20 protein-coding genes are annotated in these 24,633 nt (G+C 66.2%); 16 read left to right on the forward strand and 4 right to left on the reverse strand.

Annotation, left to right across the window (positions count from 1 at the left end):
* The first annotated feature begins 29 nt into the window (after positions 1-29).
* The 6 genes from cobD (at position 30) to mnmH (ending at position 5,001) form a co-directional block, all read left to right on the forward strand.
* A complete protein-coding gene (gene cobD, locus J7392_RS05895) occupies positions 30-977 on the forward strand; it encodes a threonine-phosphate decarboxylase CobD (RefSeq protein ID WP_209216636.1) in 948 nt (315 codons plus the stop codon).
* Positions 974-1,882: an adenosylcobinamide-phosphate synthase CbiB gene (gene cbiB / locus J7392_RS05900; RefSeq protein WP_209216638.1), complete on the forward strand. Its 909-nt coding sequence runs from the start codon at positions 974-976 to the stop codon at positions 1,880-1,882. Before cobD ends, cbiB begins: the two co-directional genes overlap by 4 nt.
* A 13-nt stretch (positions 1,883-1,895) precedes the next feature.
* Positions 1,896-3,074, forward strand: coding sequence for a lytic murein transglycosylase (locus J7392_RS05905; RefSeq protein WP_209216639.1), 1,179 nt, complete (start codon positions 1,896-1,898; stop codon positions 3,072-3,074).
* Between the two features lie 11 nt (positions 3,075-3,085).
* Positions 3,086-3,472, forward strand: a complete 387-nt coding sequence (locus tag J7392_RS05910; RefSeq protein WP_209216640.1) for a rhodanese-like domain-containing protein — start codon at positions 3,086-3,088, stop codon at positions 3,470-3,472.
* Positions 3,473-3,543: 71 nt separating this feature from the next.
* Complete coding sequence (locus J7392_RS05915; RefSeq protein WP_067265627.1) at positions 3,544-3,894, forward strand: RidA family protein; 351 nt, start codon at positions 3,544-3,546, stop codon at positions 3,892-3,894.
* A 51-nt stretch (positions 3,895-3,945) separates the two neighbouring features.
* Positions 3,946-5,001: a tRNA 2-selenouridine(34) synthase MnmH gene (gene mnmH / locus J7392_RS05920; RefSeq protein ID WP_209216641.1), complete on the forward strand. Its 1,056-nt coding sequence runs from the start codon at positions 3,946-3,948 to the stop codon at positions 4,999-5,001.
* On the opposite strand, the gene selD is transcribed toward mnmH, so the two are convergent.
* Complete coding sequence (gene selD, locus J7392_RS05925; protein WP_209216989.1) at positions 4,985-7,159, reverse strand: selenide, water dikinase SelD; 2,175 nt, start codon at positions 7,157-7,159, stop codon at positions 4,985-4,987. The genes mnmH and selD overlap by 17 nt on opposite strands.
* 287 nt (positions 7,160-7,446) lie before the next feature.
* Between selD and J7392_RS05930 the strand changes: the two genes are divergently transcribed.
* The 4 genes from J7392_RS05930 (at position 7,447) to J7392_RS05945 (ending at position 12,522) form a co-directional block, all read left to right on the forward strand.
* Positions 7,447-9,546, forward strand: coding sequence for a DEAD/DEAH box helicase (locus J7392_RS05930; RefSeq protein WP_209216642.1), 2,100 nt, complete (start codon positions 7,447-7,449; stop codon positions 9,544-9,546).
* 200 nt (positions 9,547-9,746) lie between these two features.
* A complete protein-coding gene (locus J7392_RS05935; protein ID WP_209216643.1) occupies positions 9,747-11,144 on the forward strand; it encodes an aminotransferase class III-fold pyridoxal phosphate-dependent enzyme in 1,398 nt (465 codons plus the stop codon).
* A gap of 207 nt (positions 11,145-11,351) precedes the next feature.
* Entirely contained in the window at positions 11,352-11,615 is a 264-nt protein-coding gene (locus tag J7392_RS05940; RefSeq protein WP_209216644.1) for a glycine zipper 2TM domain-containing protein, read from the forward strand.
* Positions 11,616-11,760: 145 nt separating this feature from the next.
* Positions 11,761-12,522: a sulfite exporter TauE/SafE family protein gene (locus J7392_RS05945; RefSeq protein ID WP_209216646.1), complete on the forward strand. Its 762-nt coding sequence runs from the start codon at positions 11,761-11,763 to the stop codon at positions 12,520-12,522.
* Here J7392_RS05945 and nagA read toward each other — a convergent pair.
* Both nagA and J7392_RS05955 read right to left on the reverse strand, forming a co-directional pair.
* Positions 12,519-13,649 (reverse strand): N-acetylglucosamine-6-phosphate deacetylase, encoded by a 1,131-nt coding sequence (gene nagA, locus J7392_RS05950; RefSeq protein ID WP_209216649.1) that lies wholly within the window; start codon positions 13,647-13,649, stop codon positions 12,519-12,521. The genes J7392_RS05945 and nagA overlap by 4 nt on opposite strands.
* Positions 13,649-14,536 (reverse strand): BadF/BadG/BcrA/BcrD ATPase family protein, encoded by an 888-nt coding sequence (locus tag J7392_RS05955; RefSeq protein WP_209216651.1) that lies wholly within the window; start codon positions 14,534-14,536, stop codon positions 13,649-13,651. The genes nagA and J7392_RS05955 overlap by 1 nt, the downstream gene beginning before the upstream one ends.
* A 118-nt stretch (positions 14,537-14,654) precedes the next feature.
* Here J7392_RS05955 and J7392_RS05960 point away from each other — a divergent pair, with 118 nt between their 5' ends.
* From J7392_RS05960 to J7392_RS05985, 6 genes are all read left to right on the forward strand, one after another.
* Positions 14,655-16,118: a PLP-dependent aminotransferase family protein gene (locus J7392_RS05960; RefSeq protein ID WP_209216653.1), complete on the forward strand. Its 1,464-nt coding sequence runs from the start codon at positions 14,655-14,657 to the stop codon at positions 16,116-16,118.
* Positions 16,119-16,214: 96 nt separating this feature from the next.
* On the forward strand, positions 16,215-17,990 hold the full coding sequence (gene xsc, locus J7392_RS05965; RefSeq protein ID WP_209216655.1) for a sulfoacetaldehyde acetyltransferase: 1,776 nt from the start codon (positions 16,215-16,217) through the stop codon (positions 17,988-17,990).
* Positions 17,991-17,993: 3 nt separating this feature from the next.
* Positions 17,994-19,088, forward strand: coding sequence for an acetate/propionate family kinase (locus J7392_RS05970; RefSeq protein WP_209216656.1), 1,095 nt, complete (start codon positions 17,994-17,996; stop codon positions 19,086-19,088).
* Positions 19,085-21,901, forward strand: coding sequence for a molybdopterin oxidoreductase family protein (locus J7392_RS05975; protein WP_209216657.1), 2,817 nt, complete (start codon positions 19,085-19,087; stop codon positions 21,899-21,901). Before J7392_RS05970 ends, J7392_RS05975 begins: the two co-directional genes overlap by 4 nt.
* Positions 21,902-21,950: 49 nt before the next feature.
* Positions 21,951-22,709 (forward strand): 4Fe-4S dicluster domain-containing protein, encoded by a 759-nt coding sequence (locus tag J7392_RS05980; RefSeq protein ID WP_209216658.1) that lies wholly within the window; start codon positions 21,951-21,953, stop codon positions 22,707-22,709.
* Positions 22,709-23,584 carry a DmsC/YnfH family molybdoenzyme membrane anchor subunit gene (locus J7392_RS05985; protein ID WP_209216659.1) on the forward strand — a complete coding sequence of 292 codons (876 nt, stop codon included), beginning with the start codon at positions 22,709-22,711 and terminating at the stop codon, positions 23,582-23,584. The genes J7392_RS05980 and J7392_RS05985 overlap by 1 nt, the downstream gene beginning before the upstream one ends.
* A 58-nt stretch (positions 23,585-23,642) precedes the next feature.
* Here J7392_RS05985 and dapA read toward each other — a convergent pair whose 3' ends face one another.
* Positions 23,643-24,518, reverse strand: a complete 876-nt coding sequence (gene dapA, locus J7392_RS05990; protein WP_209216660.1) for a 4-hydroxy-tetrahydrodipicolinate synthase — start codon at positions 24,516-24,518, stop codon at positions 23,643-23,645.
* Between the last annotated feature and the right edge of the window lie 115 nt (positions 24,519-24,633).

A 24,633-nucleotide genomic window follows, 5' to 3' on the forward strand; every position in this document is an offset into this window, starting at 1 on the left:
ACCGCAGCGACGACGGCAGGGGGATGATCATGCAAAAGCCAGACCAGCGCGACCACGGTGGCGGTGTCGATGCGGCAGCGGCGCGTTTCGGCGGGCAGCGGTCGGATTGGATCGACCTTTCCACTGGGATCAACCCCGCGCCCTACCCAATACCTGCCCTGCCTGCGGGCGCATGGACTGCCCTCCCCGACGCGGCGGCGCAAGACGCGCTGCTGGCCGCCGCCCGCGCCTTTTGGCAAGTGCCCGAAGGGGCCGCGATCCTCGCCGTGCCGGGGGCCTCCTCGGCCATCGCGCGAATCCCGGCGCTGGCCCCGAAAGGCCGCGTGCGCATCCCCGGGCCGACCTACAACGAACATGCCGCCAGCTTCGCCGAGAATGGCTGGCAAGCGGTCGAGACGGGCGAGACCGAAGCCGCCGTTCACGTCCATCCCAACAACCCCGACGGGCGCCTGTGGCCCTTGGCAGAGACGACAGCCCCGCTCAGCATCATTGATGAGAGCTTTTGCGACATCACGCCCAACGCCACCCTCATGGCGCAGGCCACGACACCCGGCACGCTGATCCTCAAGAGCTTTGGCAAATTCTGGGGGCTGGCCGGGCTGCGGCTGGGGTTCGTGATCGGCGATCCGGCCTTGGTCGCGCGGCTTGAACAGATGCTCGGGCCGTGGCCGGTCAGTGGCCCGGCCCTGCATATCGGCGCAGCGGCGCTGCGGGATGAAACATGGGCCGAGGCCACGCGGGCGCGGCTGGGGGCCGAGGCCACGCGCCTCGACGGGCTGATGACCACAGCAGGCGCAGAGATCGTCGGCGGCACACCGCTTTTCCGGCTCTATGAGGTCGAGGACGCGCAGGCTTGGCAAACCCGCCTCGCCCTGCACCAGATCTGGAGCCGCGTCTTCCCCTATAACCCCCGCTGGCTGCGCCTTGGCCTGCCGCCGTCGATAGGTTGGGCGCAACTGGAGCAGGCGCTGGCATGAGCACGGCGGCGATCCTCGCGCTGGCCATGCTGCTGGACGCCGCACTTGGAGAGCCGGACTGGCTCTGGCGTCGCCTGCCGCATCCGGCAGTTCTGATGGGGCGGCTGATCGGTTGGGGGGATCGTCGGTTAAACCACAGCCAAGCCCGCCGCGCCAAGGGGGTGGCACTGCTGCTGGCGCTGATGATCGGGGCCGCGCTGCTCGGCTGGGCGCTCAGCCTTGCTGGCCCCCTCGTCGAGATCATCCTCGCCGCCATACTGCTGGCGCAACGTTCCCTCGTCGAGCACCTGCGCGCCGTGGCCGACGGGCTGCGCCAGTCGCTGCCCGCAGGGCGCCGCGCCGTGGCGATGATCGTCAGCCGCGACACCGCCGCGATGCCCGCAGATGCAGTCGCCCGCTCTGCCATCGAAAGCGGGGCGGAGAACCTCAGCGACGGGATCATCGCCCCTGCCTTTTGGTTCCTGCTGGGCGGTCTGCCGGGGCTGCTGGTCTATAAAATCGTCAATACCGCCGACAGTATGATCGGCTACCGCACCCCGCGCTATGCCGATTTCGGCTGGGCCGCGGCGCGGATGGATGACCTTCTGAACCTCGCCCCCGCACGGCTGACCGCGCTGCTGATCGCCCTGCCCGGCGGGGTGCTGCACCTCTGGCGCGACATCAAGGCCGACGCGGCGCTGCACCGCTCGCCCAATGCCGGTTGGCCGGAAGCCGCCATGGCGCGGGCCATAGGTGTGGCCCTCGCCGGTCCGCGCAGTTATGATGGGCAGGTGCAGCAGTTTCCTTGGGTGCATGGCGCGGGGGCGCGCGTCATCGGACCTTTGGAGATCGATGCGGCCATCACCCGCCTCTGGCAGGCATGGTTGGTGATGTGGGCAATCGCCCTAGTTCTGGCCTGTCTGTGACAAAGAGGTAACCATGCGCCCCACGTTTCTCGCCGCCGCACTCGCGGCGCTCACCCTTCCCGCCAGCGCCTATGCGCAAGCCAAATGCGGCGGGGACTTTTCCAGTTTCATCGCCGATGCCAAGACCGAGGCCGTGGCAAACGGCGCGGACCCCGCCAAGGCCGAGCGTTTCTTTGCCGGCCTGCGCCAAGACCCCGCCGTGCTGCGCGCCGATCAGGCGCAAGGGGTGTTTCAAAAGCCCTACATCGAATTCTCGCGCCGCCTGATCTCGGAAAACCGGATCAACCGGGGCCGCGCCATGGCCGAGAAATACGACGCCATCTTCGACCGGATTGAGGCGGAATACGGCGTCAGCCGTGGCGTGCTCTTGGCCTTCTGGGCGTTTGAAACGGATTACGGCGCGTTCCAAGGCGACTTTAACACTGCCAACGCGCTGGCGACCCTTTCTCATGACTGCCGCCGCCCCGAACTGTTCCGCCCGCAGCTTTTCGCCGCTCTGGAGCTTTTCGAGCGCGGAGAGTTCGACCCGGCCACCACCACCGGCGCTTGGGCCGGTGAGATCGGCATGGTGCAAATGCTGCCGCGCGACATTCTAGAGAACGGGGTGGATGGCGACGGCGACGGCGTGGTCTCGCTCAAGACATCTGCCCCCGATGCGCTGCTGTCGGGTGCCAAAATGCTGCAAAGCCTCGGCTGGCGCGCGGGCGAGCCTTGGTTGGCCGAGGTCACCCTGCCGCAGGATTTCGACTGGTCGCAAACCGGGCTGGAGACCACAAAACCCGTCAGCGAATGGCAGGCGATGGGTGTCTCCCCCCGCAACGGGCCGCTGGCCGAGGGGCTGACCGCCTCTGTCCTGCTGCCGCAGGGGCGCGGCGGGCCTGCTTTCATCGCCTATCCGAACTTCCGCGTTTATTTCGAGTGGAACCAGAGCTTTACCTACGTGATGACCGCTGCCTATTTTGCCACCCGGCTGGAAGGCGCGCAGGTCTATGACGCGGGCAATCCGGCCCCCGGTCTGGGCGGCGAGGCGATGAAAACGCTGCAACGCAAACTCCAAGCCAAGGGCTATGACGTGGGCGATGTAGATGGCATCCTCGGCTCTGGCACCCGCGGTGCGGTGCGGGCCGAGCAAGAACGTCTCGGCATGCCCGTCGATGGCTGGCCCACGCCTGAGTTGCTGAAAAAACTGTAAGGAGAAGTCCGATGGCCCTCAAGAAAACCGCCGCGCAAATGGTCGCCGAGGCCCGCGCCCGGATCGAAGAGATCGACAGCACTGAGGCCATCGCCATGCTGGGGGACGACAATGTGCAATTCGTCGACCTGCGTGACCCCCGCGAACGCGAACGCACCGGGTTCATCCCCGGTGCCTTCCACTGCCCGCGCGGCATGTTGGAGTTCTGGGTCGACCCCGAGAGCCCCTATTTCAAAGAGGTCTTTGCCCAAGACAAGAAGTTCGTCTTTCACTGCGCCTCTGGCTGGCGCTCGGCCATCTCGGTCGCGACGCTGCAAGACATGGGGTTTGACGCGGCCCATCTGAAGGACGGTTTCGGCGGCTGGGAAAAAGCGGGCGGCCCAATCGAGAGGTCTTGATGCGCAGGCTTTGATCTGGCCTCCCCCACCTAAAGCTGCCACAAGTTTTGCAACGTCAAAGGAGAGACAGAATGACCGAGATCAAACGCCACCACACCAATACCCGCATGAGCCAGATCGTCGAGCATGGCGATGTGATCTACCTTGCCGGTCAGGTCGGCACGGCGGGTGCGGATGTGGCCCAGCAGACCCAAGATTGCCTTGATAAGGTCGACGCCTTGCTGGCCGAGGTTGGTAGCGACAAGACCCGCATCCTGCAATCGACCATCTGGCTGGCCGACATGGCCGATTTCGAAGCCATGAACGCCGTCTGGGACGCATGGGTGCCCGAGGGCCAAGCCCCCGCCCGCGCCTGCGGCGAATCCAAACTCGCCACGCCGGAATATCTGGTCGAAGTGCTGGTGATCGCTGCCAAGGCCTGAGCCATTCCCCCGCGCCCTGTCACGGGGCGCGGGGCTTTGCCGGACCCCCAGATGACCCCCTGCACCCTCACCGCCTTGTCGCACCTCGCCCAGCTCCGCGTCGATACGATCATCGACGTGCGCGCGCCAATGGAGTTTGCCGAGGATCATCTGCCCGGTGCCATCAACCTGCCCGTGCTGTCGGACGCGGAGCGCGCCGAAGTGGGCACGATCTACAAGCAGGTCAGCCCCTTTGATGCGCGCAAGATCGGCGGGGCGCTGGTGGCGCAGAACACGGGCCACCATTTGCAAACGGCACTGGCGGATAAAGACGGCAGCTGGCAACCGCTGGTCTATTGCTGGCGCGGCGGGCAGCGGTCGGGGGCATTCTCGACGATCCTCGATCAGGTCGGTTGGCGCGTCCAACTTCTGCGCGGCGGCTATCGCAGCTATCGGCGGCTGGTGGTCGCGGCACTCTACGACACGCCCCTGCCGCATCGGCTGATGCTGATCGAGGGCGGCACCGGCACGGCCAAGACACGGCTGTTGCACCATCTGGCCAAGGCAGGCGCGCAGGTGCTTGACCTCGAAGGGCTGGCGCAGCACCGCGGCTCGCTTTTCGGTGCGGTGGACGGCGGGCAGCCGCATCAAAAGATGTTCGAATCCCGGCTCGCCCAAGCGCTATTGCCGCTCGACCCCGCGCAGGTGACATGGGTCGAAGCTGAGAGCAGCAAGATCGGCGACATCACCCTGCCGCCTGCGCTTTGGGCCGCGATGCGCGACGCGGCGCGGGTTGAGATCGCCGCCCCCTTGGCCGCGCGGGCGGATTTTCTGTGCCGGGCCTATGATGACCTGACCAGCGACCCCGCCATGCTGGAAAACCGCATCGACAGGCTGCGGCCCTATCATAGCGGAGAGACGATCACCCAGTGGCAGAGCCAAGCCCGCGCGGGCGATTGGGCCAGCCTCGCCGAAGGGCTGATCGGCCAGCACTACGATCCGCGCTATGCCAAGGCCGCCAGCCGCAACCCTGCCCCGCGCGCCCGGCTGACGCTTGACCGGCTCGATGACAGCACATTGGCCGAGACCGCCGCCACGCTGCACAGCCGTTTCACCGCAGGCGGATAGAGGGCACCCCCGCCTCAAGCCGCCCGATGATATGGCCCGCCAAACCTTCGCCCCTTAACCGCGCCTGCGCCGCTTTCGCCGCATCCTCGGGCAAGGCTGCCAGCAGCCCTCCGGCGGTTTGCGGATCGTGGAAAAGCGGGTTCACCGGGCCTGCCGCCGCTATCGGGGCGTCCGCCTGATTGACCGACAATAGCGACGATGCCACCCCCTGATCCGACAGCGCCTGCGCGCCGGGGTAGAGCGGCACCGCCTCCCCCCAAAGCTCCGCCGCCAGCCCCGAGGCGCGGCAGATCGCTTGCACATGGCCGGCAAGGCCAAAGCCCGTCACATCCGTCATCGCATGGGCCTTGCTCAAAATCTCCGCCTCCCGCGCCTGCGGGGTGGCCATGACGTCGAGCGCTTCTGCCACCACCCGCCCCGGCGCGGTCCCTGCCATATGTCCTGCAAGGATCACCCCCGCCCCGATGGGCCGGGTCAGCATCAGCACATCGCCCGGCTGCGCGCCACCGAGGCCAATCGGCATCACGTTCCGCGTGCCGGTGACCGTAAAGCCGATGGTCAGTTCCGCGCCCATGGTCGTATGGCCGCCCACGATCTGCGCGCCTGCACCCGCCATCACCTCCTGCGCGGCCATCGCGATCTCGCGCAGGGTCCGGGCCTGCAATTCGGGCGACATGCGCGGCAGGATGATCGAACTCAGCGCCGCCTGCGGTGTGGCCCCCATGGCCCAGACATCGCCCAAGGCATGCACCGCCGCAATCCGCGCCATCATTGCGGGGTCTTCGACAAAGCCGCGCAGGTGGTCCGTGCTCATCACCTGAAAACCGCCACCGGGTTGGCGCAGCACCGCCGCATCATCGCCCGCCCCGGTGAGCACATCGCCCGAGACGGGCGGCTGCACCTCGGCCAAGAGATCGCCCAGCACCGCGCCGCCAACCTTGGCCCCGCATCCGCCACAAAGCGGTTTGCCCGCCAACGCCTCCTGCACGCCCGAGGCCACCGGGCCCGTCAGCGCATCGGTCTTCATCGCGGGCAGGTCATCGAGCCCGTCCATGAACTTCCGGTCGATCCGGTCCTTCCACCGCCACAGCAGCGCACCGCCAAGGGCCAGCCCATTCCGCTCTGCCACCGCGGCTTTCCCGCCGAGTGAAATCAGCTTGAGATAATGCCGCTGCGGTTTGAACGCCCGCCGTGCCCCGCCGCTGAGCGCCGCGCGCAGGTTATCATGCAGCACCGGCGCCGCCCGCACGGCAAAGACACCGGCCTTGGGGCGCGGGCTCCCCTCCATATGCGCGCAATCGCCAACGGCGAAGAGCCTGTCATCATCTACCACCCCCAGATCGGCCCCGACGCGGATGAACCCCGCGTGCAGCGGCAGATCGGTCTGGGCAAGCCAGCCCTGCGGCACCGCCCCCGCAGCCCCCACGCAAAGCGCCGCGGGGATCGGCGCGCCATCCGCCAAGAGCACCTGCCGGTCGGTGATCTGCGTGACCTTGGCCTCAAGCGCCACGGTCACCCCAAGCTCTGCCATCTGCCGCCGCACCATCGCCTCGGTCCGGGGGGCCAGGCCGGAAAGCTGCGGCCCATGTTCCACCACCGTCACCGCAGGCTGCCCCCCCGCGTCACGCAGGGCAAAGGCCATCGCCATGGCAAGCTCGCAGCCCGCCACACCGCCGCCGATCACCGCCACCTCGGGCGGCTGCTCCCCCGCCTTGACCGCCGCGAGAAACTCCCGCCAACGCGCGGCATAGAGATCGAGCGGCTTGGCCGCGACCGCGTGGGCGGCAAACCCCGGCAGGCCCATCTTGGCCGTGATCCCTATGTCGATCGAGGCCACGTCATAGGCCACGGCCCCGTGCCCTTCGACCGTGATCTCCCGCGCGGCACGGTCGATCCCCGTCGCCGCCCCAAGGATCAACCGCGCCCCGGCGTGGCGGCAAAGGCGCATCAGGTCGATCTCCAATGCATCGCGGTCGTAATGCCCGGCGATATGACCGGGCAGCATGCCGGTATAGGGCGCAGTGGGGCCGGGGTTGATGACGGTCAGCCGTGCGCCGGGCAGCGGGTCCATCCCCCATTTGCGCAGCACCAGCGCATGGGCGTGCCCGCCCCCCACCAGCACCAGATCCCGCGTCAGGGGCAGATCGCTTTGCACCAGATAGCCTCACTCTCTCTTTCCGCTTTGGATCATAGCTACCCCAAGCCACCCGCCCGCGCCATCGGCCTGACCGAGATGTGAGCGGGCCGGATCAAAGCGGAAATGGCGCTTCCCCGCCCATTCGGGCCCCGAAAGCCGCCAAACCGGTAAAAAGGGTGACAATTCGCCACAAAACCCCCATGTACATTCCATCCCCGACCCTCTACCGACGGTCGGATTCCTTTGCCGTGGCTGGTAGCACCCCACGTGCCCGCCCCCCGCACAACGTTCAAGACAGGACAGCCTTCGTGATCCAGACTATTGCCGATGCCCTTGCCCAACAGGGTTATGAAACACTTACCGCCGTACAGGAGGCCGTCACAGACCCTGCGCTGAACGATCAAGACCTTCTGGTTTCGGCCCAAACCGGGTCGGGCAAGACGGTGGGCTTCGGCCTTGCCATCGCGCCCACGCTTCTGGGCGAGGACACGCATTTCGGCCAAGCAGGCGCGCCGCTGGCGCTGATCATCGCGCCGACGCGCGAATTGGCCATGCAGGTTAGCCGCGAGTTGACCTGGCTTTATGGCAAGGCGGGCGCGGTGGTCACCACCTGCGTCGGCGGCATGGACACCCGGACCGAGCGCCGCGCGCTGGACCGCGGCGCGCATATCGTCGTCGCCACGCCGGGGCGTCTGTGTGACCACATCAAGCGCAACAACATCGACCTCGATTCCCTGCGCGCCGTGGTGCTGGACGAGGCTGATGAGATGCTCGACCTCGGCTTCCGCGAAGACCTTGAGTTCATCCTGTCGGAATCCCCCGAGGAACGCCGCACGCTGCTGTTCTCGGCCACCGTGCCCGCGGCCATCGCCAAGCTCGCGCAATCCTACCAGCGCGACGCGCAGCGCATCACCACCGTGGGCGAGACCAAACAGCACAGCGACATCGAATACCGCGCGCTGAACGTGCATCCGCGCGACACCGAGAACGCGATCATCAACGTGCTGCGTTTCTACGAGGCGAAGAACGCCATCGTCTTTTGCAACACACGCGCCGCCGTGGCGCGGCTGACCACGCGCTTTACCAACCGCGGCTTTTCGGTCGTGGCGCTTTCGGGTGAGCTGACGCAGTCCGAGCGCACCAATGCGCTGCAAGCGCTGCGCGACGGGCGCGCGCGGGTCTGTATCGCGACGGACGTGGCCGCACGCGGCATCGACCTGCCGAACCTCGAACTGGTGATCCACGCCGACCTGCCCAGCAACTCCGACACGCTGCTGCACCGCTCGGGCCGCACCGGCCGCGCCGGGCGCAAGGGGGTCTCGGCCCTGATCGTACCGCCCAAGATGCGCAGCAAGGCAAACCGGCTTCTGGGCTGGGCCAAGCTGAAAGTGGAATGGGCCGCACCGCCCTCCGCCGCCGAGGTCAACGCCGCCGATGAGGCGCGCCTGCTGGCCGATTCCGCATGGGTGGAGCCTGCGCCCGAGGATGCGGCGGAATTCGTCACCTCGCTGGTCGAGAAATTCAGCGCCGAGCAATTGGCTACCGCCTTCGTCAACCTCTACCGCAAGCGCCAGTCCGCCCCGGAAGAGCTGAGCGATCCCGGCGCGCCGGGCGAGGACAAGCCGCGCCGCGACTTTGGCCCATCGGTCTGGTTCTCGGTCTCTACCGGGCGCAAAGACGGGGCCGAGCCGCGCATGTTGCTGCCGATGCTCTGCCGCCGGGGCGACCTGACCAAGGACGACATCGGGGCGATCCGCGTGCAAGACAGCCATAGTTTCGTGGAGGTGGCCGAAGCCTCGGTGCCCGGTCTGCTCGACACGCTCGGCGGCGAAATGACGCTGGAAGACGGCGTGGTGCTGACCAAGTTGGACAAGGCCCCAGACCTGCCGCGCGGCCCCAAACCCGGCGGCAAACGTGGCCCGAAACCCGGCGGTTTCAAAGGCGACCGCGGCCCGCGCAAGCCGCGCGGCGATTACGACCCGGATGCCGCCCCCGCCCCGCGCAAACCCCGCGCGAAATCCAGCGACGGCCCCGGTGCTGCGTCTTTCGACAAGCCGAAATACGACAAGCCCAAGTTCGATAAGCCCAAATTCGACAAGCCCCGCGCCCCCAAGGGCGAACGCCCGCCGAAGTCGCATAAGACCGAGCGTAGCCCGATGAAACCCGGCGCGACGCCCAAGCCCAAATCGGGCGGCGACAAGAGCGGCAAGCCCAAGGCAAAGGCCGTTTGGAAAAAGGAAAAGCCCGCGGGCGACGCCCCGCGCAAGGGCAAGGGCAAACCGACCACCTCGGCCACCACGCCGGGCGGGGAAAAGACCTACAAACGGGCCTCCGACCCGTCCAAACGCTTCACCCCGCCGAATAAGATCGGCAAACAGGGCGGCAAGGGTGGCCCGAAATCGAAATAAGACCAAACGCCGGGGCCTCACCCCGGCGTTTTTGCATCCGGCGCAATTTCTTCAAAGAAATCGCCCCCTCTGGCCTCACCGAAGGGGACAAACTGGCACTACTGGATCATGCCTATTCGCGGTGTTCTTGGAACAGTTTACCCCGCCTTTGCGCGGGCTTCATTCGTGGGCTCGCCCACCCGTAAAGAAAGGTTTGCCCCATGGACGGCAATTTCAACGAGAACGACATCTCCCGCGTTGTCGAAGCCGACCGCGCGCATATCTGGCACCACCTGAGCCAGCACAAACCCTATGAAACCACCGACCCCCGCATCATCGTCGAAGGCCGCGGCATCCGGGTCTGGGACCAAAAGGGCAAGGAACACCTCGACGCCGTCTCGGGCGGGGTCTGGACGGTCAACGTCGGCTATGGCCGCGAGAGCATCGCCAATGCGGTGCGCGACCAACTGATCAAGCTGAACTATTTCGCCGGCTCCGCAGGTTCGATCCCCGGCTCCCATTTCGCCGAGAAATTGCTCGACAAGATGCCGGGGCTCGACCGCGTCTACTATTGCAACTCCGGCTCCGAGGCGAATGAGAAAGCCTTCAAAATGGTCCGCCAGATCGCGCACAAGCGCTATGGCGGCAAGAAGCACAAGATCCTCTACCGCGACCGCGACTACCATGGCACCACCCTCGGCTGCCTCTCCGCCGGCGGTCAGGACGAGCGCAATGCGCAATACGGCCCCTTCGCGCCGGGCTTCGTGCGGGTGCCGCATTGCCTTGAATACCGCAGCTTTGAACAGGACGGCGCGCCGCAGGAAAACTACGGTGTATGGGCTGCCGACCAGATCGAAAAGGTGATCCTCGCCGAAGGGCCGGAAACCGTGGGCGCGCTCTGCCTTGAGCCGGTCACGGCAGGCGGCGGCGTGATCTGCCCGCCCGAGGGCTATTGGGAGCGCGTGCAGGAGATTTGCCGCAAATACGACATCCTGCTGCACATCGATGAGGTCGTCTGCGGCGTGGGCCGCACTGGCACATGGTTCGGCTATCAGCACTACGGCATCCAGCCCGACATGGTGACCATGGCCAAGGGTGTCGCCTCGGGCTATGCCGCCATCGCCTGTCTGGTGACGACCGATGCGGTCTTCGACATGTTCAAGGACGATGCCAGCGATCCGCTGAACTATTTCCGCGATATCTCGACCTTTGGCGGCTGCACCGCAGGGCCGACGGCGGGCATCGAAAACATGAACATCATCGAGCGTGAGAACCTGTTGGAGAACACCACCAACATGGGCAACTACATGCTGGAGCAGCTGCACGCGCTGGCCGACAAGCACAAGGTGATCGGTGATGTGCGCGGCAAAGGGCTGTTTCTGGGGGCCGAACTGGTGACGGACCGCGACAGCCGCGCTCCTGTTGAGGAAAAGCGCATTCAGGCCGTGGTGGGCGATTGCATGGCCCAAGGGGTGATCATCGGCGCCACCAACCGCTCCCTGCCCGGCAAGAACAACACGCTGTGTTTCTCGCCCGCGCTGATCGCAACCCGCGATGATATTGATGAGATCATCACGGCGGTCGATGGCGCCTTGGGCCGGGTCTTCACTTCGGCGTAAAACCGCGTCTTGCGGCATGCGACAGGCGGCATCGGTTGACCCGGTGCCGCCTTCGTCTATCTAAACCCCTGTCTTGCCCGAACATGACATCGCACCGAAAGATCGCCGCAGATCGAAACCCGCGGGATTTTTCTGAAAATGTAGCGCCTTCGCGGGAACCTCTTCCAATCCCCCCGCGTTGGCAAATGAGTAAACTGGGAGAAAGACATGAAGAAGTTTCTTATCGCAATTCCGATGATCGCCGGTCTCGCCGCTTGTGACGGCACCACCTCGAACCAAGGTGCTCTGACTGGCGCGGCTCTCGGAGCTGCCACCGGTGCTGCCGTTTCAGGCGGTGACGACAAGGTTCAAGGCGCAATCATCGGCGGTCTCGCAGGTGCGGCGGCTGGCAACTACATCGGCCAGACACAGTCCGGCAAATGCGTTTACCAGAACGCCAACGGCCAGCGCTACGTCGCGGCTTGCCCGTAAACGGCTGACATCGCGCGATTTCGCGTTATCGGGGCTTCGACCATCGGTCGGAGCCCTTTTTCGTTTCCGCCTCTCCCCTCACCTTGGCACCGGCATGATTTGATCCTAACAGGGATCAAGCGCCCCAAGGGCGCGGGGAGGAACCATGACCACAACAAGCGATATCGCGATCTTACTGATCGCGGCCTTCGGCGCGGGGGTGTTGAACACCATCGCCGGGGGCGGCACCTTTCTGACCTTTCCCGCGCTGGTCTTTACCGGCATGCCCCCCGTGGCCGCCAATGTGACTAGCGCCGTGGCGGTGTTTCCGGGCTACCTTGCAGGCGCTCTTGGCTTTCGCAACGAGCTTGGCCGCTTCGACCGCCGCGCCTTGCTGCGATTGTGCCTTATCACGCTGGCGGGCGGTGTGGTCGGTTCGGGCTTGCTTCTGATCTCTTCCAACGCGGCCTTTTCCGTCGTCGTGCCTTTCCTACTGCTTGCGGCGACGCTGGTGTTTCTGCTGGGCGACCGCATCCGCGCCTTCGCCGCCGCCCATGCCCGCGCCGTGACGCCCCAAGGCGCGCTCGGCCTCTTTGCGGTCAGCGTTTATGGCGGCTATTTCAACGGGGGTTTGGGCATCGTTCTGCTGGCCCTTTTCGCGCTTTGGGGAATGACCGATCTGCACGGGATGAACGGCCTCAAGACCGGGCTGAGCTTCGTGCTCTCCTCGATTTCCGTGGCGGTCTTTGCCTTGGCCGGTCTGGTTGCATGGCCGCAGGCGCTGCTGATGATGCTGGCGGCCACGGCGGGCGGCTATGCTGGCGCGCCACTCGCGCGGGCCTTGCCGAAAGAGACCGTGCGCTGGCTGATCGCGGCCATCGGGTTCGGCATGAGCGCGGTGTTTTTCTGGCGGCTCGTGGCGGGCTAATCCACCACCCGCGCCGCGCCGCTTTCGGGATCGAAAAGCACCAAGGGGTGATCCGCGCTTTCGATCCGGCCCAGACCCATGTCATCACGCAACAGCGCAACCGGCCCCGAGATCGCCCGCGCGAGGGCCACCTCCAGCCGCTCCCCCACCGCATGGGTCAGCGTATGCACCGCGCGGCCCATTTCCAGATCCGCCCCCGCCAGCGTGCCATCCGCCAAGGTCAACCGCCCCTCGGCGCGATAGACCTCCCGCCCATTGAGGGTGAAGCCCGTGATATCCGACCCAGCCGTCGCCATGGCATCGCTCACAAGGAAAATACCGTCGCCCTTGGCCGCCAGCGCGGTGCGCATGGAGGCGGGATGCACATGGATGCCATCGGCGATCAGCCCGGCATGCACCCCCTCTCGCGCCAACGTCGCTCCGACCAGCCCCGGCGCGCGGTTGCCCATCTGGCTCATCGCGTTGAACAGGTGAGTGACGCAGGTCGCGCCCGCGTCGAAGGCCGCCATACAGGTCTCGTAATCCGCATCGCTATGGCCGAGCGAGACCACGACCCCCGCCTCGGCCATCGCGGCGATCTGCGCGGTGCTGGTGTTCTCCGGCGCGACGGTGACCATGAGGTTCGGCAGACGCGCGGCGGCGCGTAGGATCAGGGCGAGGTCGGCCTCACGCATCGGGCGGATCAGCGCCCCGTCATGCGCGCCCTTGCGCGAAAGCGCCAGATGCGGTCCCTCCAGATGCAGCCCGATGATGCCCGGCACCCCTTCTGCGATGGCGTCGACAGCGGCCTCGATGGCGGCTTCGGTCTTCTCGGGCGTGTCGGTGATCAATGTGGGCAAGAGCGCCGCGACACCGGTGCTGCGATGCGCCTCGGCCATGCGCTGCAGGGTCGCCAGATCGGGGCTGTCGTTGAACATCACCCCGCCGCCGCCGTTGACCTGAAGATCGACGAAGCCGGGGCAAAGCACGCCGCCCGCCATAGGCTCTGCCACGATGCCCTGCGGCACCTCTTCGGCGGTGAGGATGCGGCGGCTGCCGTCCTGCGTCTGCGCCAGCACCATGCCGCGGTGCAACCGCTTGCCGTCATGGATCTGCGCCCCGGTGAAAACCTTTGCGATCTCGCTCATCACAGAACCTCCTCCGCCGCGGCCTTGCAGGCCAGATGAAACGCCCCATCCAGCGCCGTGCCCCGCGCCACGATCCGGCCAGCCAGATGGTCTTCCGGCAGGTACGGCGCGTAATGCGGGCCGATCCCGCCGAGCAGACAGAGCGGATCGCCGGGCGCGAAATCCAGCGCCTTCAACGCGCGGGTGTAATAGGCCGCGCCCTCCCGCATCAACGCCTGCGCGTGATGGTCCCCGGCCTCCGCCGCCGCGATGACCTTGGGCGCGAATGCCGCGTAATCCCCCGGCTGCGCCGTCAGGCTGAAGGCCACGAAAGCCTCAGGATCATCTCCGAAATCCGCCAACAAAGCGCGGGTCAGGTCGCTCTGGGGCAACACCCCATCATGAGATTGCAACGCCAGATCCAGCGCCCCGCGGCCCAGCCAAGCGCCCGATCCCTGATCCGCCAGATGAAACCCCCAACTGCCGACATAGCGAAACGCCGTGCCATCGGTCGCGGCCACGATCGTGCCGGTGCCGATGGCCAAAACCCAGCCCGCCGCCCCTTCGCCAAGCGCGCCAACCACGCAGGCGGGGCGGTCGTCCTCCGCGATGATCCGGGCATAGGGCAGCGCCGCGCGCAGCCGCGCTGCGTCCCGCGCGACGTTCATCCCGGCGAGGCCGAGAAAGGCCGTGGCCCCGGCAAGCGCCTCGGCAGGCAGCCCCGCTGAGGCCGCCGCCGCTTCGACCGTGGCGCGGATATTGATCAGGGTCTGATCCGGGTCATTGCCGATATTGGCCCGCCCGCCACAGGCCCGGCCAAGGATACCATCGCGCTGCGTGCCAATGGCCGCACGGCAGCCGGTGCCACCGCCGTCCACGGCGATTAAGAGAGGGGCGGAAATGCTCATGCGATCGTTCTAGGCGAGGGGCCGGGCGAACGGAAGTGCGGGCGCGGCCCCGAGGATAAATTCGGCCAGCCGTAATGCCAGATTGAACTCCCCCTAGGGCCAGCCTAACCTTCGCCCCATGGCCCTGCCCGTCGAAACCTTTTTCCTGCGCCCCGATGCGCAAGGCACGCTGCAACAGCAGATCCAGCAGATGATCGCCCAAGGCATCCTCTCGGGCCGGTTCCAGCGGGGGGAGAAGCTGCCTTCGACCCGCAGGCTCGCCGCGCATCTCGGCGTCAGCAGGATCACCGTGACCATCGCCTATACCGAGCTTTTGGCGAATGATTACCTTACCTCGCGCGGGCGGTCGGGGTATTTCGTCTCGGACAACGCGCCCGCCCCGCCCGCCTTCGCCCCCCGGGCCGAGGCGGATGACGCCATCGACTGGACCCGCGCGATCGGGCAGCGGTTCAGCGCCAATGGGCTGGCCGCCAAACCGCAGGATTGGGCCAGCTACCGCTACCCGTTCATCTATGGCCAAGCCGACCCGACGCTCTTTGACCACGCCAACTGGCGACTTTGCGCCTTGCAAGCCCTCGGCCAGCGCGATTTCACCTCGATGACGACCGATTACTACGATCAGGACGACCCGCAACTGATCGAGTTCATTGCCCGCCACATCCTGCCCCGGCGCGGCGTCTCGGCCCGGCCCGAGCAGATTCTCATCACGCTAGGCGCGCAGAACGCGCTTTGGCTGACCGCGCAGGTACTGCTGACCCAACGCCGCCGCGCCGTGCTCGAAGACCCGTGCTATCCGGCACTCAGCGGTATTCTCAGCCAATCCCGCTGCCACATCACGCCCGTGCGGGTGGATCAAGACGGCCTCCCGCCCGAGGCGATCCCCCCCGATACGGATGTGATTTTCGCGACCCCCAGTCACCAATGCCCGACCAATGCGACCATGCCGATGGACCGCCGCCGCGCGCTGCTGGCCCGCGCCCGCGCACTGGAGGCGCTGATCGTCGAGGATGACTATGAGTTCGAGATGTCCTTTCTCAAACCCGCCTCGCCCGCGCTCAAATCGCTCGATGACGAGGGGCGGGTGATCTATGTCGGCAGCTTCTCCAAATCGCTCTTTCCGGGGCTGCGGCTGGGGTATCTGGTGGGGTCCGAACCCTTCATCCGTGAGGCCCGCGCGCTGCGCGCCTCGGTCCTGCGGCACCCGCCGGGGCATATCCAGCGCACCGCCGCCTATTTCCTGTCGCTTGGCCATTACGACGCTCAGATCCGCCGCATGGGGCTGGCGCTGCACGAACGCCGACGGGTCATGGACGCGGCGCTAGAGACCCACGGTCTGCGCGTCTCGGGCCGGGGGGCCTATGGCGGCTCGTCCTTCTGGATGCGCGCACCAGAAGGCGTGGACACGGCGGAACTGGCCGAAAACCTGCGCGCGCAGGATGTGCTGCTGGAGCCGGGACATGCCTTTTTCGCCGGGGCTGAGAAGGCCACGAACTACTATCGGCTGGCCTATTCTTCGATCCCCGCCGCGCGGATCGAAGAGGGCGTCGGGCTGATCGCGCAAGAGATTGACCGCCTGCGCTGATCTGGCCTTAGGGCTGGCGCAGTTCTGGCCCTAACCCCGACCTGCACCTGCCCGTAATTTGCCGATAGCTTTGCCCCATGCCCAAAGGATCGCGCGATGAAAATGACCACCGAAGAAGCCTTCGTCAAAACCCTGCAAATGCATGGGATCGACACGGCCTTTGGCATTATCGGCTCGGCCATGATGCCGATTTCCGACCTTTTCCCCGCCGCCGGGATCACCTTTTATGACGGCGCGCATGAGTGCAATTCGGGCATGATGGCCGATGGCTACACCCGCGCCTCGGGGCGGATGTCGATGATGGTGGCCCAGAACGGGCCGGGCATCACCAATTTCGTGACGCCGGTAAAGACCGCCTACTGGAACCACACGCCGCTTTTGCTGGTGACCCCGCAGGCGGCGAACAAGACCATCGGTCAGGGCGGCTTTCAGGAGGTCGAGCAGATGGCGCTCTTCCGCGACATGGTGGCCTATCAGGAGGAGGTCCGCGACCCCAGCCGCATCGCCGAGACGCTGAACCGCGTGATCCTTCAGGCCAAGCGCCACTCTGCCCCCGCCCAGATTAACATCCCCCGCGATTTCTGGACGCAGGTGATCGACATCGATCTGCCCGCCATCGTTGAATTCGAACGCCCCTCGGGCGGGGAGACGGCGATTGCCGATGCGGCGGAACTGCTCTCGGAGGCGAAATTCCCGGTGATCCTCAACGGCGCGGGCGTGGTGATCGGCGGGGCCATCGACGACGCGCGGCAACTGGCCGAGCGGCTGGATGCCCCGGTCTGCTGCGGCTACCAGCACAACGACGCCTTCCCCGGCTCGCATCCGCTCTCGGTCGGGCCACTGGGCTACAACGGCTCCAAGGCAGCGATGGAGTTGATCGCCAAGGCCGATGTGGTGCTGGCGCTCGGCACGCGTCTCAACCCCTTCTCGACCCTGCCGGGCTATGGGATCGACTATTGGCCGCGGGAGGCCAAGATCATTCAGGTCGACATCAACCCCGACCGCATCGGCCTGACCAAACCGGTGAGCGTCGGCATCGTGGGCGATGCGGGCAAGGTGGCGCGCAGCCTCCTCGACCGGCTGAGCGATAGCGCCGGCGACGCGGGCCGGGAGGAACGCCGCAACCTGGTCGCTCAGACCAAATCGGCATGGGCGCAGGAGCTGACCTCGATGGACCACGAAGACGACGACCCCGGCACCACCTGGAACGAACGCGCGCGCAGCCGCGAGCCGGAAAAGATGTCGCCCCGCATGGCATGGCGCGCGATCCAGAAGGCGCTGCCCACTGAGGCGATCATCAGTTCCGACATCGGCAACAACTGCGCCATCGGCAACGCCTACCCGACGTTCGAGACGGGGCGCAAATACCTCGCCCCCGGGCTTTTCGGCCCCTGCGGTTACGGTTTCCCGGCGATCTGCGGCGCCAAGATCGCCTGCCCGGACACGCCCGTGGTGGGCTTTGCCGGCGACGGCGCCTTTGGCATTTCCATGAACGAGATGGTCAGTGTGAACCGAGACGACTGGCCCGCCGTGACCATGGTAATCTTCCGCAACTACCAATGGGGCGCGGAGAAGCGCAACACGACGCTCTGGTTCGAGGACAACTTCGTCGGCACCGAACTGGCGCAGGAAGTCTCCTACGCCGGGATCGCCAAGGCCTGCGGGGTCGAGGGGTTGCAGGTCTCGACCATGGAGGAACTGACCGAGGCGTTGGACCGCGCGATCAAGGCACAGATGAATGACGGCAAGACCACTTTCATTGAGGTGCTGCTCAACCAGGAACTGGGCGAGCCCTTCCGCCGCGACGCGATGAAGAAACCGGTCTCCGTCGCCGGGATCAGCCGGGATGACATGCGCCCGCAACGGGCCTGAGCCATGCCGCTGGTGCTCGTCGTCAACGCAGGATCGTCGTCGATCAAGGCGGCGGTCTTTGACGGCGGGCTGTCTGAAACCCTGCGGATTGAGGCGCAGGGCATCGGCCAGTCCGGCGCCCTGCGTGTGGGAAAGGCTCCGGCACGGCCCCTAGCCCTGCCAGACCACCGCACCGCCTTCACCGCCATTCTGGCGGGGCTGCGTGACACGGGGATCGCGACCGCTGACCTCAGCGCCGCCGCGCATCGCGTGGTGCACGGCGGCCCGGATTTGGCCGAGACAACGGAAGTCACCCCCGCCGTGCGCGCCGCCATCGCCGCGGCGCAACCGCTGGCCCCGCTGCACAATCCGCATCACCTCAGCGCCATCGACGCCCTTGCCGCACTGATGCCGGAGCTGCCGCAAGCCGCCGCCTTCGACACCGGCTTTCACCGCACCAACCCGGACGTGGCGCGCCGCTACGCGCTGCCCGAGAGGCCTGAGACCGCCGATCTGCGCCGCTACGGCTTCCACGGCATCAGCTACGAGAGCCTAGTGCGGAATTTCACCGCCCAAACCGGCGCCCCCCTGCCCGACCGCCTGCTGGCGCTGCATCTGGGCAATGGCGCGTCGCTCTGCGCGATCCGCGATGGGAAATCGGTGGCCACAACCATGGGCTTCTCGCCCTTGGGCGGGCTGACGATGGGCACCCGCGCGGGCGAGATCGACGCGGGCGCGGTGCTGCATCTGGTGGACGATCTCGGACTGGAAGCCGCGCAGAGACTGCTGCACCACGAAAGCGGGTTGCTCGGCCTGTCGGGCCAGACCGCCGACATGCGGCAATTGGCGGAAAGCGATAGCGAGAGCGCCCGCTTTGCCCGCGACCACTTTTGCTACTGGATCACCCGTCAGGCCGGGTCGATGATCGCCGCGATGGGCGGGATCGACGGCATCGCCTTCACCGGCGGGATTGGCGAGAACGATTCCGCGGTGAGGGAAAAGGTTCTTGCAAACCTCCGCTGGGCGGGAAATATTCCCTCGTGGGTCATCCCCGCCGCCGAAGAGAAACATATCGCGCGCCAAGCGCTTGCCCTGCTGAAAGCCCCCGCCCCCTCATGACGCATTCCCAGCCGCCGCTCGATCTGTCGCCCAAGGTCTCGGACGAGGTCCGCCGCACGACCTGCTACATGTGTGCCTGCCGCTGCGGCATCAACGTGCATATGAAGAAGGGCAAGGTCGCCTATATCGAGGGCAACCGCGACCACCCGGTGAACCGCGGCGTGCTCTGCGCCAAGGGCTCGGCGGGGATCATGCAGCACAATTCCCCCGCACGCCTGCGCAACCCGATGAAACGCGTGGGCCCCCGCGGCTCGGGCGAATTCGAGGACATCAGCTGGGGTGAAGCCCTACAGATCGCAACCGACTGGCTCGCCCCGCTACGCCATGAGGCGCCAGAGAAACTCGCCTTCTTCACCGGGCGCGACCAGTCGCAAAGCTTCACCTCGCTCTGGGCGCAGGCATTCGGCACGCCGAATTATGCGGCGCATGGCGGCTTCTGCTCGGTCAACATGGCGACGGCGGGGATCTATACCATGGGTGGCGCCTTCTGGGAGTTCGGCCAGCCTGATTGGGACCACACCAAGCTCTTCATGCTTTTCGGCGTGGCCGAGGATCACGACAGCAACCCGATCAAGATGGGACTGGGCAAGCTCAAGAAACGCGGCGCGCGGGTGATCGGGGTGAACCCGATCCGCACCGGCTACAACGCTATCGCCGACGATTGGGTCGGCATCACGCCGGGCACCGACGGGCTGTTCATCCTGTCGCTGATCCACTGCCTGATGAAGGCCGGGCGCATCGATCTGGACTACCTCGCGCGCTACACCGACGCGCCGGTGCTGCTGAACGGCGACCCGAAGTCGCCCGAGTTCGGCCTGCAACTGCGCGACGCGGACGGCAAGGCGCTGGTGATCGACCGCAAGACCCGCAAGCTCACCCCCTTCGACCAACCCGGCGTGCGCCCCGACCTCTCGGCTACCTACCGCGCGGGCGGGATCACGCACCGCCCGGTGTTCCACAAGATGGCCGAAGAATACCTCGGCGAGGACTACACCCCCGAGGCCGTGGCCGAGCGCTGCGGCATCCCCGCGCCGCGTATCCGCGCCATCGCCGCCGAACTGGCGCGTGTGGCCTTCGACGAGGCCTTCGAGATCGACCAGCCCTGGACCGATTTCCGCGGCGAGCGTCACGAGAAGATGACCGGCCGCCCGGTGTCCTTCCACGCCATGCGCGGCATTTCGGCCCATGCCAACGGCTTTCAGACCTGCCGTGCGCTGCATGTGCTGCAGATCATCCTCGGCACCGTGGAAGTGCCCGGCGGCTTCCGGTTCAAACCGCCCTACCCCAAGCCCGCCACGGCGCATCCCAAACCCCATTGCAAGGCCACGCCCGGCGGGCCGCTCGACGGGCCGCATCTTGGCTTCGTGCAAGGCCCAGACGATCTGGCGCTGTGCCCCGATGGCAGCCCCGCGCGGATCGACAAGGCGTTTACATGGGAAAACCCGATGTCGGCCCATGGGCTGATGCATATGGTGATCTCAAACGCCCATGCGGGCGATCCCTACAAGATCGACACGCTGTTTCTTTATATGGCGAATATGTCGTGGAACTCATCCATGAACCCCGGCGGGGTGATGGAGATGCTGACCGATACGGATGAGAACGGCGACTATGTCATCCCGCGTATCATCTACTCCGACGCCTATTCCTCGGAGATGGTGGCCTATGCCGACCTAATTCTGCCCGACACGACCTATCTGGAGCGTCACGACTGCATCTCGCTCCTCGACCGCCCGATCAGCGAGGCCGACGCCGCCGCCGACGCGATCCGCTGGCCTGTGGTGGAACCCAACCGCGACGTGCGTGGCTTCCAATCGGTGCTCTGCGATCTTGGCGCGCGGCTGGAGCTGCCCGGGTTCGTGAACGAGGACGGCAGTCAAAAGTACCGCGACTACGCCGATTACATCACCAACCACGAACGCCGCCCCGGCATCGGCCCGCTTGCCGGGTTTCGCGGGGAGGACGGCAGTCAAAGCGGCCGCGGCGCCCCGAACCCCGAGCAGATCGACCGCTACATCGAGAACGGCGGCTTCTCGGCCCATCACATTCCCGCTGAGGCGCAATACTACAAACCGTGGAACGCCGCCTATCAGGACTGGGCCGTGGGCATGGGGATTTACGACGCGCCGCAACCCTATCTCTTCTCGCTCTACGTGGAGCCGCTGCGCCGCTTCCAACTGGCCGCCGAGGGCCACGGCGACCGCCAGCCCCCGGAGCATCTGCGCGAGCGCATCAAGCAGTTCATGACGCCGCTGCCGCATTGGTACGAGAGCGACCCCGAGGGCGCGCAGGGCTACGATGTTCACGCCCTCACCCAACGCCCGATGGCAATGTACCATTCATGGGGCAGCCAGAACGCCTGGCTGCGCCAGTTGCACGGGCACAACCCGCTCTACCTGCCCACGGCGATCATGCGGGCCAAGGGTCTGAAGGACGGCGATTGGGCGCGCGTGACCTCGCCCCATGGCGGGATCACCGTCCCGGTGATGGAGATGGCCGCGCTGAACCCCCATACCGTCTGGACATGGAATGCCATCGGCAAGCGCAAGGGCGCATGGGCACTGGACCGCGACGCGCCGGAGGCGACGAAGGGCTTCCTGCTCAACCACCTGATCCACGAGCTTCTCCCGCCCAAGGGCGACGGCCTGCGCTGGTCGAACTCCGACCCGATCACCGGACAGGCTGCGTGGTTCGACCTCAAGGTCCATATTGAAAAGACCGCGGCCCCTGCCGAGGCACAACCGGAAATCCCGCCGCAACGCTCGCCCGTCCCGCCCGCGCCGCGCGACATCGCGTGGAAGGTGAGCAAATGACCCCCTTCGCCCCCCGCGCCGCGAGAACGACCCTTCAGGACCGCCAGACATGACCACGCTCCCGCAACAGACCGACCGCAAACTCGGCCTCGTGATCGACCTCGACACCTGCGTCGGCTGTCATGCCTGCGTGATCTCCTGCAAAGGATGGAACACCGAGAACTACGGCGCGCCGCTGTCGGACCAAGACGCCTATGGCGGCGACCCGTCGGGCACCTTCCTCAACCGGGTGCACAGCTACGAGGTCCAGCCCGAGGCGGGCGCGGCGCAGTTGGTCCATTTCCCCAAATCCTGCCTGCATTGCGAAGACGCGCCCTGCGTCACCGTCTGCCCGACGGGGGCGAGCTACAAGCGGGTCGAGGACGGCATCGTGCTGGTCAACGAAAGCGATTGCATCGGCTGCGGCCTCTGCGCCTGGGCCTGCCCCTACGGCGCGCGCGAGATGGATCAGGCCGCGGGCGTGATGAAGAAATGCACCCTCTGCGTCGACCGGATCTACAACGAGAACCTGCCCGAAGAAGACCGCCAGCCTGCCTGCGTGCGCACCTGCCCCGCGGGCGCGCGGCATTTCGGCGATCTGGGCGATCCCGACAGCGCGGTCAGCCAGTTGGTGGCCGAGCGTGGTGGCGTGGACCTGATGCCCGAGCAGGGCACCAAACCGGTCAACAAATACCTGCCGCCGCGCCCGCGCGACACGCTTGGCCCTCCCGAGGGCGATATCGACGTGCTCGCCCCCTTCCTCGCTCCGGTGGACGAGGGGCCGAAGGGCTTTCTCGGCTGGCTCGACCGCACTTTGGAGAAGCTCTGATGCATCCGGCGCCTTCCGTTATTCTGTTCAGCAGCCTGTCGGGCATGGGATTTGGCCTGCTTGCATGGCTCGGGATCGGCCTGCCTGCGGTGACCGGCTGGGTCGCTTTCGTCTTCTTCGCGCTGGCCTATCTCTTGGCCGTGGGCGGGCTGATCGCCTCGACCTTTCACCTTGGCCACCCGGAGCGTGCGCTCAAGGCCTTCACCCAATGGCGCAGCTCTTGGCTCAGCCGGGAGGCTTGGGCCTCGGTCGCGGCGCTGCTGGTCATGGCCGCCTATGGCGCGGGGTTGGTGTTTTACGACACGCGGCTTTGGCCACTGGGGGTGCTTGGCGCGGCGCTGTCGCTGCTCACGGTGCTGACCACGGCGATGATCTATACCCAGATGAAAACCGTGCCGCGCTGGCACAGCGTCATGACGCCGCTGAATTTCCTATCGCTCAGCATCGCTGGCGGTGCCCTTCTGGCGGGGCAGGTGACGGCGGCGATGGTCCTGCTGGCGCTGGCCGGGGCGGTGCAGATCGCCACATGGTGGCGCGGGGATCGGGCGCTTGCGGCCTCAAACAGCGATATCGCGAGCGCGACGCGGCTGGGGCCGCAGGGCAGTGTCCGCGCCTTTGAGCCCCCCCATACTGGCAGCAACTATCTGCTACGGGAATTCGTCTATCAGATCGGGCGCAAACATGCGCTGAAACTGCGGGGGATCGCGATTGCCCTGATGGTGCTGCTGCCGCTGCTGCTGCTCTTGTCGCCCGTGTTTCATCACCTTGCCGCCGGCCTCGCGGTGCTCAGCCATGCGGCAGGGGTGCTGACCGCGCGCTGGCTGTTTTTTGCCCAAGCCGAACATGTGGTCGGCTTCTATTACGGCAAACGCTGAACGCAAAAGAGGGGGTGTCTCCCCCCTCTTCGTATCGGCCAACCTGTTTACAGTAGGCTTAGTTCATCAAACCCGCATGGCGCAGGGCCGCATCGACCAGTTCCTTGGTCGGGTCGGTCAGTTCCGTGAGCGGCAGACGCACCTCGTCCGAGCAGAGGTCGAGCCGCGACATGGCGTATTTCACACCCACAAGCCCCGGTTCGGTAAAGATCGCCTTGTGCAGCGGCATCAGACGGTCCTGCAACTCCAGCGCCTTGGCATAATCGCCCTCAAGACAGGCGGCCTGCATCTGCGCCACAAGGCGCGGCGCGACATTGGCGGTGACCGAGATACAGCCGACGCCGCCTTGAGCGTTGAACCCATGCGCCGTGGCATCTTCGCCCGAGAGCTGGCAGAAATCCGGGCCGCAGGTAATGCGCTGATCGCAGACGCGCGCCAGATCGCCGGTGGCGTCCTTGACGCCGACGATGCGCGGCAGCTCGGCCAGTTCGCCCATCGTTTCGGGCATCATATCCACCACCGAACGGCCGGGGATGTTGTAGATGATGATCGGCAACTCGCAGCAGTCATGCACGGCAGTGAAATGCGCCACCAAGCCGCGTTGCGTGGGCTTGTTGTAATAGGGCGTCACCACCAGCAGCGCGTCGGCGCCGACCTTTTCGGCGTGGCGGGCAAGGCGGATGCTTTCGACCGTGTTGTTCGACCCGGCGCCCGCGATGACCGGAATGCGGCCCGCGACGGCTTTGACCACCTCTTCGACGACGGTCTCATGCTCGGCATGGCTCAGCGTCGGGGATTCGCCGGTGGTGCCGACGGGGACAAGCCCGCTCGACCCTTCGCCGATGTGCCATTCGATAAGTTTCTTGAGCGTATCCAGATCCAGCGCGCCGTTGCGAAACGGCGTGACGAGGGCAGGCAGAGAGCCTTTAAACATGTGCACGCTCCTTAAGTGCTGGCCGGCGGAAAACCGGACTGGATGAGGGCTTTTGCGGGCGCTACGGTTTGATAAACGGCGCCCGAGCCATATGTTGCAAGGCTCTAGCCTCGGA

Source organism: Sulfitobacter sp. R18_1 (assembly GCF_017743915.1).
Taxonomy (GTDB): Bacteria; Pseudomonadota; Alphaproteobacteria; order Rhodobacterales; family Rhodobacteraceae; genus Sulfitobacter; species Sulfitobacter faviae.